Genomic DNA, 14,231 nt, shown 5'->3' with positions numbered 1-14,231 from the left:
CTGCTTTCGTGCCTACGCATCGACGCGTCCGTTACCGTTCGCGCCGCAAGGCTCGATACTGGGCTCGCGGCTCACGATTACCCAGGTGGGATTTGCACCCACTAGACTACGCGACATTGCCAAGCCGCACTGGCCCCTTTTTGTTTGTCATCCGCCAGCAACCGCGTTGCAGCTCGGATAGCACGACTGGCCTTATCCAATAGCTGGCTGCCTTCTTTCGTCATGCTGCAATCGCCTCTGCATGCGCATTGGCCAAAAAGGCGGTGCGCCGCTCCCGCCAATCCCTTTCAGAGACAAAGACCCGACTGATCGTTACTCCATGCTCCAGTGACAGCCGTGAGGCCAGGTGACCGATGCGATCGATCTCGGCGCCGTAGTGCGCGATCGAATCGAGGACGACGAGCACGTCCAAGTCCGACTCGGGTTGTGCCTGGCCGCGGGCATAGGAGCCAAACAGAAAGAGCCCTTTCAGCCTCGGGCCATCGATGGCCGACAGTCCGCTGCGCAGTTCCAAACGTAGATTCGTGCTCAGGTCATGCATCGGCGAGGGCTCGTGCTTTGGGTGGGCAAAGGCTTGCGTCGATTCTACGACAGACTGATCTTGGGTGGCGATGAGCCGCCGCCGGTTGCCGGGCAGCGCAGCCGCGCGGATCAGGCCCGGTGCTCCCCAGGTGCTCCGCCCCCGGCCGGAGCGCCGGGCCTGGATACCTGGACGGGGCTAGCAGCCTGTCGGACTTGATGGCGTAACCGATTGATTAAACAGGAAAACGACTTTTTGGCGCAAAAGAGGAAACTCTTTGCATTCAATCGGTTGCATCACTAAGTCCGACAGCCTGCTAGCGCCCGGGGTCTCCCCCGTCCGGCTCAACCACGGTGAGGGGCCGCTCGGCCAGGACCTCGTTACGTCCGCTCAACCAGCGCAGGACCAAGGTGCCCGCCTGGGCCGGCAGCTTGAGCCGCACCGGCACATAGCCGGCGATGCGGTCCTCCCGCACCAAGCCGCAGGTCACCGGGGGTGTCTTGCCCTGGGCGAACAGGCACAGCCGGCCGTCGAGCCCATCCGGGGCCTTGAGCGCAACTGACAGCTCCCCGCCCACCGGTGCCCGCTCCGGGGCATCGATGACGATCGCCGCCTCGGTGACCCTGATCGGCACGTCCACCAAGGGCGCCCGGTTTTCCGCCGCCCAGAGCACCCGGTAGTCCCCGGGGACGGCGGGCAGACGCAGGCGCGCGGGTTGGTAGCCGCCCTGCTTGGCCTGGCGGATCACGGCCGCCTCAATGGCCTTGTCCTTGCCCTGGGACACCAGCCGGACGTGACCGGTGAGCCCATCCGGACCTCGGGGCAACACCTCGATCTGGGTCCCCTTGGGCGCGCTGGCGGGGACCTCCAGCGATACCTCGGCCCCGTCGATACGCAGCGGCGACTCGGCCAGCACCTCCTTGCGGTCGCTGACCCACTTGAGTGTAAAGTCCCCGGGCTGGGTGGGCAGCCGCAGTTCCACCGGCTTGTAGCCCCCGACGGCGTCCGGATACACTCTGGCCTCGACGATGACGATGTCCTTGCCCTTGGCGAACAGCCGGACATAGCCCGCGAGGCCTTCGCTGGCCCGGATGCCCACCCGCAGCAGGGTCCCGGCCACCGCCGATTCCGGCACCGCGAGCCCCGCCTCGGCCGGGACCAGTGCCAGGGCCGCCTGCGCCAGCAGCTCCTTTCTGCCGCTCAACCATTTCAGGTCGTAATCGCCCGGGTCGGCCGGGAGTCGCAGCTCGCAGGGCTGGTAGCCCCCGGTACGGGCCGGACGGGCGCCGCAGAAGCCCAGGTCCTGGGTGCGACCCTTGGGGTAGAGATAGACATAGCCGTCCAGCCCCCCCGGGGCCTCAAGCCCCACCTTGAGCAGGGTGCCGGCGGTGGCGGATTCCGGGACGGAGAGGCGCACGTCCGACTCCACCACGGCCAGCGGCCGCTCCGTGTAGACCCGCTTGTCGTCTCCTATCCACTTGAGCACATAAGGACCCGGCTGGGCGGGCAGCCGGATCTCCACCGGCCGATAGCCGCCCATGGGCGCCGGCTTCACGCCACCGAACCCCAGGTCCCGGTCCCGCCCCTTGGGGAACAGATAGACATAGCCGGTGTGTCCCTCCTCGCCCTTGGGCTCCACCTTGACCAGGGTGCCCTTGAGGGCCGAGTCGGGGGCGACCAGTTCTACCATCGGCAGGGGCGGCGGCGCGGGCCTGGGCGGCGGCGGCGCGACGGGCTGGCTGACCTTGGCCGTCTCGCTCAACGCCTGGTTCAGCTCGGCCGCATCGGTGGCGGCGATGAAGCGCCCGCCGGTGGCCTGCGCCAGGCAGCGCAGGCCCTTCTGGTCCTCCAGCTTGGCCACGTCGAAGCCGATGACGTGGGCGGTAAAGTCCACACCCAGCTTTTCCAACTCGGCACCCAGCGCGCAGGGGTCCAGGTCGCAGGTCTCTTTGCCGTCGCTCAGGAGCACCACGGTCGCCTTGCGCTCGGTGAACTTGAGTGCCTCGGCGGCCTGCTTCACCGCCGCCGAGAGCGGGGTCATGCCCTTGGGCACCAAGCCGTCCACCCGCTGTCCCAGGGTGGTCGCATCCAGCGGTCCAACCGGTACCACCGTCTCGATGTCGTTGCAGTCCCCCTTGCTGCTGTGTCCATAGACCACCAGCCCCACCTCCCGATCCGCTGGCCAGTCCGCCAGTAGGTCCTTCAGGGCCTGTTTGGCGATGTCCATCTTGGACCGCCCATCCAGTCGGCCCCACATGCTGCCCGAGGCGTCCAGCACCAGCATGACCTGATCGGCGGCCTGGGCGATCTGGGCGGCCAGGGTGAGGGCGCAGAGCGCGACGGCCGCACGGTATTGGACTCCGAGCTTCATAGGGGACCTCGTCATCGGTTGGTCGGTTCTTTGGGGCGCGAGGATTTCAGCACCTTGCGGGTCGGAATGCCAGCCTGCACCGGGCCCGCAGAGAGCGGAGTGGCCGGATTTTTTGACTAAGAGCCGACGGACTGGACCCCCGCCAAGCACCCGTGTTAGGGCGGGGGCCTTGATCATAGCTCCGTCCGCCAGCGCTCCCGGCGCGGAGCGCCTGGGAGCGCCGACAGTCTGTCGGCCAACCGCCGCAGGCGGTTCGCGGTCTCGCAGTGAATCGCAAATGGCTTTGTTTTCGCTAGGATCCAACGGCGCTTCGCTCCGTCGCCGACAGAATGTCGGCGCTCCCAGGCGCGGCGATCACGCGCGGCTGGGTGGCCGGAGTTATGATCAACGCCAAGGCGGGATGCCGGCCTTCAATACGGCATACGCCTTGGTGCCTGAGCACCCGGGGTCCAACCTCGGGGTTCGCCGTTCATTTGAAGATCGTCTTTAGCCGGGCCACCTCGGCGTCATTCCAGCCGGGTGGTTCGGTCAGCGCCAGCCAGGCGTCGATGTAGTGGGCCGGCGCGAATTCGTGACCGAAGCCTTTCGGGCTGACGCCGGCTACCATGTCGGCAACCAATTGCAGCATCGTCACGAGCGGAAACCAGCGCAGGTCAGGCGATACGTCGGGGCCGCGGGGTGCCTTGAGCCAATCCGGCTCACGCCACGCCGACTGCGGACTGAAGAAGGTGATCGGATCGCTCGCGTATTGGAGGAAGGCGATCCGAAAGGCCCCCCAGGGTTGGTCGCCGCTGTCCAATCCGCCGTCCTGGTTCATGAACCGCACCACCGACCCGCCACGAAAGCGGGGCAGCCACGCGGGCGATCCAGGATCGCGCTGATCGGTCATCCGCCGCCAGGCGTCGTTGCGGAAGGGTGGGCCGCTCCAGAGTGCGCCGTTGAATGGGTCATCGATGATGTCGTACAGATCGAACGAGAGATCGGAGTTCAACGAACCCAAGCTCAATCCGTTGAGGTATAGCCGCGGCCGCGCGTCGCGGGGCAGGCTGCGCCAATAGCCATAGACCTCCGAGAACAGGGCGCGGGCCATCTCGGCGCCATACGCGCCCTCGGTCAGCAGTGCGAGCGGGCTGTTCAGATAGGAATATTGGGCCGCCACCGCGGCAATGTCGCCACGATGCAGGTACTCGACCGGGTCCTGCGCGGATGCATCGATCCAGCCGGTGCCGGTCGGTGTTACCAACAGCAGGACCGAGCGTTTGAAGCCGCCCACGCGCTTCAACTCATCCAGCGCCAACCGTGCCCGCTGCTCGGGACTGTCGGCGGAGTTCAAGCCGACATAGACGCGAATCGGCGCCGGCATCGGGGCCGAAAAAAAACGGCTCAGGTCGTCGGCGGTGGGCCCGCCGGCAACGAAACTGCGGCCCTGGTGGCCGAGGTCTTCCCAATTGATCAGGGACGCCTGACTTCCGGTCTGGTCGGGACGGGTCGGACGCGGTAAATCGTCCTGAATCAGCGCATCGAGTTGCTGAAACGAACGATCGGCCACACGCAGCAGACCGCTCACCAAGACGCCATCGATCACGGACCAGAACAGCGCCACGGCAGCAACGATACCCAGGAGATGTGACACCCGCGGCGGCACGAAACGCCGCAGTTTGACCGAAAGCATCCGCAACACCCAGCGGAACGCGCGCGCGAGCGCCAGCAGGACCACGAACACCAACACCGCGATCAGGCCGAGCATCACCGGTTGCAGGCCGGCGGACTCCTCCATGCCCATCAGCTCGCGAAGCGCGTTTTGCCAATGGGTTGCCTGCCACAGAAAACTCACCGCGACCAGTAGGCAGAGCAGCGCGGCGACGGACTTGATGACGATCGCGGTACGTTCGCGCCACACCGGCAATTGCAGCGAGTTCCATAGGGCGACCATGGCAACGCCCAGGCCATAGCCGGCCGAGAATGACAGGCCGGAAAGAATACCCTGAATGAAGAACGGTCGTGGCAGCAGCGAGGGCGCCAGAGAAAAGGCAAAGAAAACGGTCCCGACGAGTAGGCCCACAATGTTTAGATACATTTGCTTTGTCATCACCCTAAGTTATTCAAGACAGTTAAGCGGGACGGACACGCCATCCGCACCAACGTGGTTCGATGGCCGCCATGGGTTCCTCTTGCAAAGGATCGTCGCGAATGGCCCGGGGTTGGGTTGGTGGAGAAAGCCCCGACAACACTGTGCATGGTGCCACGACGGCGTTCCGGAGGGTGGTACCGACCGCATGTATGATGCCCCTTCGCAGGCGAAGACGCATCGAGTTGGCGCCGCTTCCAAGAGACTCAAGCGCGGTAGGCGCAGCGCTGCGCCCACCCGCCCCACGCAACGGAGAATCTCGATGGCTCAGGCCGAGGAAACGCAGAATACCAACCCGACCGCTGCGTGGCACGCCCAGGCCGTCACCGATCTTCACCCAGACGCCCCTGACGCCCCAGCCCCCCGAGTGACACGCCGCCCGTGGCGGATGCCGCACCCCCCGCCACGGCGGTCGAGGCGCCGGTCGCGAACGCGGCCGTGACCCCGCCGGCCCGCCGCCGCTTCACCGGCACGATCCTCTTCGGGCTACTCGTGGCGGCGATTGCCATGCACATCCTGGTCGATCAATTCACTCCCTATAGCTCCGAGGCGACGGTGCAGGCGCCCGTGATCGGCGTGGCCCCCAACATCTCGGGGACCATCGTCGAGGTGGCCGTCGAGGACAATCAAGTGGTGCGGGCCAACGATCCACTCTTCACCATCGACCCGGAGCGCTTTGCCGCGGCGGTCGCTGCCGCCCAGGCCGCGCTCGCCGACGCCGGCCAGCAGGTCGGGGCCAGCACCGCCGGCATCGGCACGGCCGAGGCGAAGCTCTCCGAGGCGCAGGCCCACCTCATCGACACGCGCGAGCAGTACGCCCGCACGCTGGAAATGGTGCGCCGCAACGTGCTGCCGAAGGCCCAGGGCGACACGGCCAAGTCCCAACTCGCCAGCGCCGAGGCGGGGCTGATGCGGCGGGTCGGCTGGGCCTGGATCCGCTTCGTCGCCTTCGCCCGCTTCGGCTACTAGGGTCCCATGTCCGATCGCCCGGCCCTGCGCATCGCCTTCGCCTTCGCCCTGGCGCTCACCATCGCCCAGGCCGCGGGCCTGGAGGCGACCTTCATCCGCCCCGCTGGTGGCGGGACCTTGGCCGCACTGCCGGCCCCGCCGCCGGCACTCCTGATCGGCCTGCCGCTCATCGCTTGGGGCATCATGATCGCCGTGGTGGCGGTCACCGGCCTGCTGGCCTCCTGGCCCCTGGCCCTGATGGTGGCGATGGTCGGCATCTTCCTGGTTGGATTCCGCCTGTCCAGGCGCCCGCCATTGGCGGTCATCACACTGCTGGTGCTCGTGCTGTTTGCCGTGGTCCCGGATCTCGTCATGCGCTACCCGGCGGCCGCGGGTGGCATGACGGATGCGGTCGTCCGCAACTGCCTGGCGGCCTCCGCGGCTGTCTTCCTCGCCACCCGTTTCTTTCCCACGCCGGCCACGGCGGTGCCCGCGCCCGCGCTGCCGACGGCCTTCGCGGCCCCGATCCCGCCGCTGGCCGCCGCCCTGGCGCTGACCGTCGCCGCCTGGGCCGTCTGGATCATCGGCCCGCCCGCCCCCGGGGCCGTGCTGGTCAGCGTGGTGATCGGGTTGCGTCCCGGCGGCGAGCCGCCGGAGCGCACGCTGCGCGACCGCTTCGATGCCGCCCTGCTTGGCGCCGGGCTCGCCATTGTCGGCACGGCGCTGATTGAGCTTGCGCACAGCCTGATCGTCCTGCCATTGGCGGTGATGGTGGCGACCTGGCCCTGGCCCGGCGCATCGCCGCGGGCGGCCCAAGCCGCGCCGTCGCCCAGAAGTCACTCAATGCGGTGGCGATCCTCTTGGGCCAGGGCTTGTCGACACTCTATGAGGACACCGACGAGCGCTTGGGCATCCGCATCGCCGGCGTCGTCATCGGCCTCATCTATGCGGCCCTGGTACTGCGGCTGGTGCGCGGGCGGTCTGTGGGGGCCGCTGCGTTGCCCGCGTCCAGGTAGCCGTGCGGCGGGCAGAGAAGAAATTCATTGAGCCTGGCCCATTGACTGCACCCTACGGCCCCGATTCCGCGTAGGGTGGATAAGCGTAGCGCATCCACCGCAGGTGCTGATGTATCCTCCCGGGTTTTCCTCGTCCGCAAGGAGTCCCCGCCCATGCCCCTGACCCCCGTTCCCACCCTGCGCGCAGCCCTCTGTGCGACGGTCCTGTTGATCGCCCTGCCCCTGCCCGCCCTGGCGGAGAAGGGCCTGCTGGAGGTCACTTCTAGCCCAGGCGGGGCGAAGATCTACCTGGACGGCCAGCGCAAAGGCAACACGCCCAAGCAACCGGGCAAGGCCCTGGTGCTGGAACTGGACGAAGGTGAATACCGCCTGGAGGCCAGGATCGACAACGGCGGCAAGGCCAGCGAGGAGGTCTTCGTCGCCGCTGGCGCCATCCAGCCGGTACACCTGGTGCCCTTTGCCGCGCCAGCGATGGTGCGCATCCCCGCCGGGCGCTTCCTGATGGGCTGCCAGCCCGGCGAGGCCGAATGCGAAGACGGCGAGAAGCCCGCCCACCAGGTCAGCGTGCCCGCCTTCGAGCTGGGCAAGACCGAGGTCACCTTCGCCGACTGGGACGCCTGCGTCGCCGACGGCGGCTGCAAGCAAGAGCCGGAAGACGCGGGCTGGGGCCGGGATGACCGCCCGGTCATCAACGTCTCCTGGGACGACGCCCAGGAATACCTCCGCTGGCTGAACCGCAAGACCGGCAAGGCCTATCGGTTGCCCACCGAGGCCGAGTGGGAATACGCCGCCCGCGCCGGCACTACCACCGCCTTCAGCACCGGGCGCTGCATCAGCACCCGCCAAGCCAACTACAACGGCAACTACGATTACAACAACTGCGGCGCCAAGACCGGCGTCTGGCTGGAGAAGACCCAACCCGTGGGCAGCTATCCGAGCAACCCCTGGGGGCTCTCTGACATGCACGGCAACGTCTGGGAATGGATCCAGGACTGCAGGAATCTCAGATACGGGGGCGCACCGACGAATGGCGATGCCTGGACTCGCGGAGACTGCACGATACGCTTGTCGCGGGGCGGTTCCTGGTACAGCGACCCGGCTTATCTGCGCTCGGGCTTCCGCAGCGGGGGCGGCACCGACTTCCGACACAGCGAACACGGTTTCCGCGTGGCCAGGACGCTTACACCTTGATGCTTTTCTTCTTTACCTCTTGGGGGTCCAGGGGGCGTAGGGTGGATAAGCGAAGCGCATCCACCAATCCCACCGGCCATGGCGCGGCCCCGGTGGATGCGGCGCGACCGAGGTCTGTGCCAAACCCCAGGCCCCGCGCCACGCGCCTTATCCACCCTACGCCCGTGACCTTGCGTAGGGTGGATAAGCGAAGCGCATCCACCAATCCCACCGGCCATGGCGCGGCCCCGGTGGATGCGGCGCGACCGAGGTCTGTGCCAATCCCCAAGCACCGCGCCACGCGCCTTATCCACCGAGAAGCTGGAACGTCGATGAGCAACTACCGTCGTGCTTTGATCCCGGGCGGGACCTATTTCTTCACGCTGGTGACCTGGCACCGCCAACCCCTGCTCGCCGGGGAGGAACGCATCGGGCACCTGCGCGAGTCATTCCGCCGTTGGAGCGCCTTATCCTGCGGGGTTGTAACGGACCTGTAGGGTGGATAAGCGCAGCGCATCCAGCATTTTCGAACCAGGTATGACGTTTATGAACTTACAGCGGATACAGTTGCTTGCCTTGTCGACTGGTGCAATCTATTGCGGCATTGCCGCCGCTGACACGGGGCTGCTACAGCGTTACCAGGGTTACAAGCAATACCAGGCACGCGGCCAGCAGGAGTTGCTGGAACAGATCCGGGAGGAGGCCAAGGACTGGAAGTTCGACCTGGCCGAGGAGCACCTGGCCGCGGCGCGCAACATGGCCTATGCGCCGGACGCGATCCGTGCCGTGGAGCGCCTGATCGCCGACAACCGCACGGCCAAGGCGGACAAGGAGCGGCGCGAGCGGGAAGAGGCGCAGCGCCAGCGCCGGGAGGCCGAGAAGCAGCGCCAGCGCGAGGAGCAGGAGCGGCAGGCGGCGCAGCGGTCCTATGCGTCATCGGGCGGCAGTTCGTCCGGGGGCGCAACGGTGGACTGGGTGAGTGTCGGGGCGAGTTGCACCGGCACCTGCGGCGGGCCGAGTACGCTGAGCATCGACCTGTCCGGTGGCCCCGGAATTGCCAATAAGCTGACCGGCGCCCATACAACCCTTTCACCCGGCTATGGTGGCATTGCCGGCACCTACCGCTACCAGGTGACGTTCGGCAGCGGCGGAGACGGCTGGTTCACCTCAGACAAGCGCGGCCTCGTCTGCGCCGGCGCGGTGCGAGTCTCGGGCACGAAGCGCAATCTACAGATTCGCGTGTACGATAATTGCAGCGACTCCGGGACCGGGGAGTTTTGACCAACGGCAGCGGGAGTCAATTAGGGACAGACCACGATATTCTGTTGTAACTGTTCAGATGCCCCAACCGAGCTACCCCCCATCCACGACGACTGGGGTCACCATTTAGCTGGCTCGCGCAAGTTGATCGTTCGGGTATAGCGACGATGCGCGTCCCCAGCGAGGCCTGTAAGCCGAATTCGTCTGTAGGCACCAAGACGAGGTGAACATGATTTGGCTTCAGGCAATCGGCAAGTGCTTGTGTCCCGCCGCCGCAGCAGGCGTCCGCCAGTAGGCCGCGATACTCCGCGTGGTCCTCGTCCTTGAAAAAGGTCCGCTGGCGGCGATTATCCCGTCTGTCACATGGTGGGGTAAGCCGGCCACGACCTTGCTAACGGCCCGGCGACTCGCGTAACCTTGCCGCTTCATGAGCAACAATCCGCACGCATCGGCCAGCACATGAGCAGTCTCAATTCCGGATCGCGCCGGCGCATGTCGGTCGCAACGCAGGTGTTGATACGGCCGAAGCGGGGCTGTTTCGCGCCCAGCGCCAACTCAGCGCCGCCGCCGCGGATGCCGATCGGGCCGTGTTGAGCGAGTGGGTCGCCGCCCGCCAAGCCGAGCTCGTCACCGCCCGCGCCAGCGCCGATAATCTGGCCCTTGCGCTGGATATCCTGGCGCGAATGGAAATGCTTTGGGACCTGCGCTATCGGGTGATGAACGACCCCGCATCGGTCGATATGACGGCTATCCCGCTACGGGTGATCAAGGATCTGGCAGAGGCGCGCAGGGAAAAGGAAAGCCTCGTCGAGCGGCTCAACGCGCTACGCTCCATCCAACTCGCTCAGGCGCGTCGCTTGCGCGATCCGGCCCTCAGCAACGGCGTGCGCGAGGCGATGTCGGTGCGCAGCGCCGCCCAAGATATGGCGGAGCGACATGGGCGCGAATTGCTCGAAACGTGTGATTGAGAACATCGGGGTCAAGACCACGCGCATCCGCAGTTTATCCGGTGAGCAGGTGGTGCTCTCCAACAGCGATTTGCTCAACAGCCGTATTCACAACTTCAAGCACTTCAAGGAACGTCGGGGCGTGTTCCGCCTAGGCGCCATCTATCAGACGCCGCGTGACCTGCTCGAGCAGATTCCCGGCATGCTCCGCGCGGCGGTGGACGATGCGCCGCTTATCTGGCTCCCACGCTCCCGCGTGGGAGCAAGTGCGGGCGCTCCGCGTCCATATCGGCGGGCCGGACGCGGAGCGCCCGCTCGACACTCCCACGCCGGAGCGTGGGAGCGAGAAGACGGCCGACCGCCCGATTGTGATGGCCGCAATGATGATCAAGGCCGGTCAGGCCGCGATCCGTGGGGTCCGCTGTGCGGACCAACGGCCTCGCCGTTAGCGCGGTGGCCGGGATGATGACCAAGGCCCTCAATGGGTTGTTGGTCGAGCAGCCGCCGGCCTTCGATGCCAGCGGTATTCGGGGACGAGGTATTCGGGCACGGACCACGGTTGCTCGCTGCCACGAAGTCTTGCCATGCCGCTGTGGCAACCCCCGGCCCCAGGTTACTCGCTCGCATATCCTCCTAACGCCGCCAGCCCCGCTCGGGGAATTAAGTAAACTATCCCGGGCATTGGCATTGCCGTTACCCTAGCCAAGCCAGGCCAATCGTTCTATCCTGGCCGCACCGATCCTGGATGGCGGCACGCCGGGCGTCCGGTTTACGGCCTCCATCCGCGGCCAGAGGAGTGCGCAGATGAACCGCCAACCAACCCGATCCACCCCCGACCCGCTGGACCACGCGATGGACGCCGCGGCGGTGCTGGACCGGCTCGCGTCCACGCCGAACGGGCTGGAGCCCGCGCCGGCGTTGGAGCGCCTGCGGCGCTGTGGCCCCAATCGCCTGACCGAGCGCAAGGGCCGCGGTCCGCTGGTGCGCTTACTGTTGCAGTTCCACAACGTGCTCATCTACACCCTGCTGGCGGCGGCCGCAGTGACCGCGGCCCTGGGCCATTGGGTGGATACCGGCGTGATCGTCGGCGTCGTGGTCATCAACGCCATCATCGGCTTTATCCAGGAGGGCAAGGCCGAGCAGGCCTTGGCGGCGATCCGGCGCATGCTGTCGCTTAAGGCGACTGTGGTGCGCGCCGGGCATCAGAGTGTCATCGCGGCCGAGGCCCTGGTGCCGGGCGATGTGGTGCTGATCCAGTCCGGCGATCGGGTACCCGCGGACCTGCGCCTGCTGCGGGTCAAGAACCTGCGGATCGAGGAGGCCTCACTCACCGGCGAATCCATGCCGGTGGAGAAGCAGACGCAACCGGTGGCCCCCGCGGCGTCGCTCGGCGACCGCACCTGCATGGCCTACTCCGGCACCCTGGTCGCCTTCGGTCAGGCGCATGGCCTGGTGGTCGCGACCGGCGATGCGACCGAGCTCGGACGCATCTCGCGGCTGATCGGGGAAGTCCAGCGCCTGGAGACGCCGCTGCTGCGCAAGATGGCGGTCTTCAGTCGCTGGCTCAGTCTCGCCATCGGGCTAGTCGCCGCCGCCGCCTTTGCCCTCGGGGCCCTCCTGTGGGCGCAGCCGGTGGCCGATATGTTCATGGCGGCCGTGGGGATCGCGGTGGCGGCCATCCCCGAAGGGCTGCCGGCGATCATCACCATCGCCCTCGCCATCGGGGTCCAGCGCATGGCGCAGCGCCACGCCATCGTGCGCGTACTGCCGGCCGTGGAGGCGCTCGGGAGTGTCACCGTCATCTGCTCGGACAAGACCGGGACCCTTACCCGCAACGAGATGACGGTGCAATCGGTCATCACCGCTGGGCAAATCGTTGCGGTGGGCGGCGCGGGTTACGCCCCGCACGGGGAGTTCTGCCACCACGACACCCCGATCGACCCGCTGGCGGAGGGTGACCTGCTGGAGCTGCTACGGGCCGGCCTGTTGTGCAACGATGCGCAGCTGCAACGCGATGAGGAGCAGTGGCACATCGTCGGCGACCCGACCGAGGGCGCCCTGACCGTGCTCGCCGCCAAGGCCGGGTTGGACCTGCCAAGCGAGTGCGGGATGCGCCCGCGGACCGACGTGATCCCGTTCGAGTCCGAGCACCGGTTCATGGCGACCCTGCACCACGATCACGCCGGTCATGGCTTCGTTTATCTCAAGGGCGCCCCCGAACAGGTGATGGCCATGTGTACCTGGGAGCGCCACGCCGGGGAGGACCGACCGCTGGCGCACGCCGCCTGGGAGGTACACATCGAGGCCTTGGCCGGACGTGGTCAGCGCGTGCTGGCCTGTGCCTTTCAGGCGGCCACCGCCGACCGGCGCGACCTGGCGTTTGCCGATGTGGCCAGCGGGCTCACCCTGCTGGGACTGTTCGGGATCATGGACCCGCCGCGCGAGGAGGCGATCCGCGCGGTTGCCGCGTGCCGCGCCGCCGGCATCCGCGTCAAGATGATCACCGGCGACCACCGGGCGACCGCGGCGGCGATTGCCGCGCAACTCGGGATCGGTGCCGCCGGTGGCGGCGGGGCCGCCATGACCGGTACCGAGATCGAGTCACTGAGCGATGCGCAACTGTCCGCGCGGGTGGGTGGCGTGGACATCTACGCGCGCGTCAGCCCGGAGCACAAGCTGCGCCTGGTGCAGGCGTTGCAGGCCGCCGGCGAGGTGGTGGCCATGACCGGCGACGGCGTCAACGATGCGCCGGCACTCAAACGCGCCGACATCGGCGTGGCCATGGGGATGACCGGGACCGAGGCGGCCAAAGAGGCGGCCGAGATCGTGCTGGCCGACGACAACTTCGCCTCCATCGCCAGTGCCGTGGAGGAGGGTCGCACCGTCTATGACAACCTGCGCAAGACCCTGCTGTTCATCCTGCCTACCAACGGCGGCGAGGCCGGCACCCTCCTGATGGCCATCGGCTTCGGCCTGGTGCTGCCGATCCTGCCGGTGCAGATCCTGTGGGTGAACATGATCACCGCGGTGACGCTCGCCCTGACCCTGGCCTTCGAGCCCGCCGAGAACCAGGTCATGCGCCGCCCGCCCCGCAACCCCCGGGCACCCATCTTCTCGGGCTATTTCCTCTGGCGAACCCTGCTGGTATCGCTGATCCTGGTGGCCGGCACCCTCGGCATCTTCCTCTGGGAATTGGCGCAAGGGACCAGCCTGGATGTGGCGCGCACCGCGGCCGTCAACACCCTGGTGCTGTTCGAGGCCTTCTATCTCCTGAACTGCCGCTTCCTGATCGCGCCGGCGTGGCACCCGCGCACCCTGCTCGGCAACCCCTATGTGCTGCCGGCGATCCTGCTGGTCATTGGCTTTCAGTTGCTCTACACCTACGCGCCCTTCATGCAGACCTGGTTCCAGTCGGCCGCGCTCGCCGGCGATACCTGGCTGCGTATTGTGGCGATCACGCTGTCGGGGTACGTCATCATCGAACTAGAGAAGGGCTTGGTGCGGTGGCTGAAGTTGCCCATCGATTAAGCGAGGCGGCGATGACTTGCGGGGGTTCGCCGCACTGAGGCTGTGAGGGTATTCGGCGCGTGCTCGGTGTACCCCGGATGGAGCGCAGCGGAATCCGGACGGCCTAAATTGCTGTTCATCGCAGGCCGGGGGAAGCGTCCACGAACTCAATTTTCACATCAGGGAAAGAATCAACAAACTCGATCGTGGTATCGGGAAAACCGGTCACAATTTCCCATTTCCCACACGTCGAAGGGAATGACTGAACCTTCTGCACCTTGAGATCAGGGAAAGACGATACCACTTTAACTTTTATGTCCGGAAAAGAGGTGACAATCTTCATTTTGCCGGCACCAGACTGGCG

The 14,231-nt window shown here is 66.7% G+C and carries 12 protein-coding genes and 1 pseudogene; 9 read left to right on the top strand and 4 right to left on the bottom strand.

The window, feature by feature from the left end; all coding sequences use genetic code 11:
• Window positions 1–181 (top strand): annotated as a pseudogene (locus QZX93_RS14435) (hypothetical protein); the annotation flags it as partial.
• Between the two features lie 39 nt (window positions 182–220).
• Here QZX93_RS14435 and QZX93_RS14430 read toward each other — a convergent pair.
• From QZX93_RS14430 to QZX93_RS14420, 3 genes are all read right to left on the bottom strand, one after another.
• Complete coding sequence (locus tag QZX93_RS14430) at window positions 221–541, bottom strand: nucleotidyltransferase domain-containing protein (RefSeq protein ID WP_295390902.1); 321 nt, start codon at window positions 539–541, stop codon at window positions 221–223.
• Between the two features lie 295 nt (window positions 542–836).
• Entirely contained in the window at window positions 837–2,891 is a 2,055-nt protein-coding gene (locus QZX93_RS14425; RefSeq protein WP_295390904.1) for a VWA domain-containing protein, read from the bottom strand.
• A gap of 469 nt (window positions 2,892–3,360) precedes the next feature.
• Window positions 3,361–4,968: an alpha/beta-hydrolase family protein gene (locus QZX93_RS14420; RefSeq protein ID WP_295390906.1), complete on the bottom strand. Its 1,608-nt coding sequence runs from the start codon at window positions 4,966–4,968 to the stop codon at window positions 3,361–3,363.
• A 432-nt stretch (window positions 4,969–5,400) separates the two neighbouring features.
• Between QZX93_RS14420 and QZX93_RS14415 the strand changes: the two genes are divergently transcribed.
• The 8 genes from QZX93_RS14415 (at window position 5,401) to QZX93_RS14380 (ending at window position 13,888) form a co-directional block, all read left to right on the top strand.
• Window positions 5,401–5,988, top strand: a complete 588-nt coding sequence (locus QZX93_RS14415) for a biotin/lipoyl-binding protein (RefSeq protein ID WP_295390907.1) — start codon at window positions 5,401–5,403, stop codon at window positions 5,986–5,988.
• 6 nt (window positions 5,989–5,994) lie between these two features.
• Window positions 5,995–7,014, top strand: coding sequence for a hypothetical protein (locus tag QZX93_RS14410; protein WP_295390908.1), 1,020 nt, complete (start codon window positions 5,995–5,997; stop codon window positions 7,012–7,014).
• Window positions 7,015–7,136: 122 nt separating this feature from the next.
• Window positions 7,137–8,174: an SUMF1/EgtB/PvdO family nonheme iron enzyme gene (locus QZX93_RS14405; protein WP_295390910.1), complete on the top strand. Its 1,038-nt coding sequence runs from the start codon at window positions 7,137–7,139 to the stop codon at window positions 8,172–8,174.
• A gap of 311 nt (window positions 8,175–8,485) precedes the next feature.
• Window positions 8,486–8,650: a hypothetical protein gene (locus tag QZX93_RS14400; RefSeq protein ID WP_295393584.1), complete on the top strand. Its 165-nt coding sequence runs from the start codon at window positions 8,486–8,488 to the stop codon at window positions 8,648–8,650.
• Between the two features lie 40 nt (window positions 8,651–8,690).
• Window positions 8,691–9,434, top strand: a complete 744-nt coding sequence (locus QZX93_RS14395; protein WP_295393583.1) for a hypothetical protein — start codon at window positions 8,691–8,693, stop codon at window positions 9,432–9,434.
• 569 nt (window positions 9,435–10,003) lie between these two features.
• The gene (locus tag QZX93_RS14390) at window positions 10,004–10,381 is read left to right on the top strand and encodes a hypothetical protein (RefSeq protein ID WP_295393581.1); all 378 of its coding nucleotides are present in this window, start codon (window positions 10,004–10,006) and stop codon (window positions 10,379–10,381) included.
• Window positions 10,350–10,826, top strand: a complete 477-nt coding sequence (locus tag QZX93_RS14385) for a mechanosensitive ion channel domain-containing protein (RefSeq protein ID WP_295393579.1) — start codon at window positions 10,350–10,352, stop codon at window positions 10,824–10,826. Before QZX93_RS14390 ends, QZX93_RS14385 begins: the two co-directional genes overlap by 32 nt.
• Window positions 10,827–11,212: 386 nt before the next feature.
• Window positions 11,213–13,888, top strand: coding sequence for an HAD-IC family P-type ATPase (locus tag QZX93_RS14380; protein WP_295393590.1), 2,676 nt, complete (start codon window positions 11,213–11,215; stop codon window positions 13,886–13,888).
• A gap of 115 nt (window positions 13,889–14,003) precedes the next feature.
• Here QZX93_RS14380 and QZX93_RS14375 read toward each other — a convergent pair whose 3' ends face one another.
• Window positions 14,004–14,210, bottom strand: a complete 207-nt coding sequence (locus QZX93_RS14375) for a hypothetical protein (protein ID WP_295393577.1) — start codon at window positions 14,208–14,210, stop codon at window positions 14,004–14,006.
• Between the last annotated feature and the right edge of the window lie 21 nt (window positions 14,211–14,231).

Source organism: uncultured Thiodictyon sp., from assembly GCF_903946935.1.
Taxonomy (GTDB): Bacteria; Pseudomonadota; Gammaproteobacteria; order Chromatiales; family Chromatiaceae; genus Thiodictyon.
The sequence above is the reverse complement of the archived record's forward strand: the minus strand, read 5'-3'. Positions and strand labels throughout refer to the sequence as shown.

What these genes read in the sequence shown, in the direction of transcription:
- QZX93_RS14430 (WP_295390902.1), bottom strand. Translation starts at nt 541, where the DNA reads ATGCATGACCTGAGCACGAATCTACGTTTGGAACTGCGCAGCGGACTG.
- QZX93_RS14425 (WP_295390904.1), bottom strand. Translation starts at nt 2,891, where the DNA reads ATGAAGCTCGGAGTCCAATACCGTGCGGCCGTCGCGCTCTGCGCCCTC.
- QZX93_RS14420 (WP_295390906.1), bottom strand. Translation starts at nt 4,968, where the DNA reads ATGTATCTAAACATTGTGGGCCTACTCGTCGGGACCGTTTTCTTTGCC.
- QZX93_RS14410 (WP_295390908.1), top strand. Translation starts at nt 5,995, where the DNA reads ATGTCCGATCGCCCGGCCCTGCGCATCGCCTTCGCCTTCGCCCTGGCG.
- QZX93_RS14405 (WP_295390910.1), top strand. Translation starts at nt 7,137, where the DNA reads ATGCCCCTGACCCCCGTTCCCACCCTGCGCGCAGCCCTCTGTGCGACG.
- QZX93_RS14400 (WP_295393584.1), top strand. Translation starts at nt 8,486, where the DNA reads ATGAGCAACTACCGTCGTGCTTTGATCCCGGGCGGGACCTATTTCTTC.
- QZX93_RS14395 (WP_295393583.1), top strand. Translation starts at nt 8,691, where the DNA reads ATGACGTTTATGAACTTACAGCGGATACAGTTGCTTGCCTTGTCGACT.
- QZX93_RS14385 (WP_295393579.1), top strand. Translation starts at nt 10,350, where the DNA reads ATGGGCGCGAATTGCTCGAAACGTGTGATTGAGAACATCGGGGTCAAG.
- QZX93_RS14380 (WP_295393590.1), top strand. Translation starts at nt 11,213, where the DNA reads ATGGACGCCGCGGCGGTGCTGGACCGGCTCGCGTCCACGCCGAACGGG.
- QZX93_RS14375 (WP_295393577.1), bottom strand. Translation starts at nt 14,210, where the DNA reads ATGAAGATTGTCACCTCTTTTCCGGACATAAAAGTTAAAGTGGTATCG.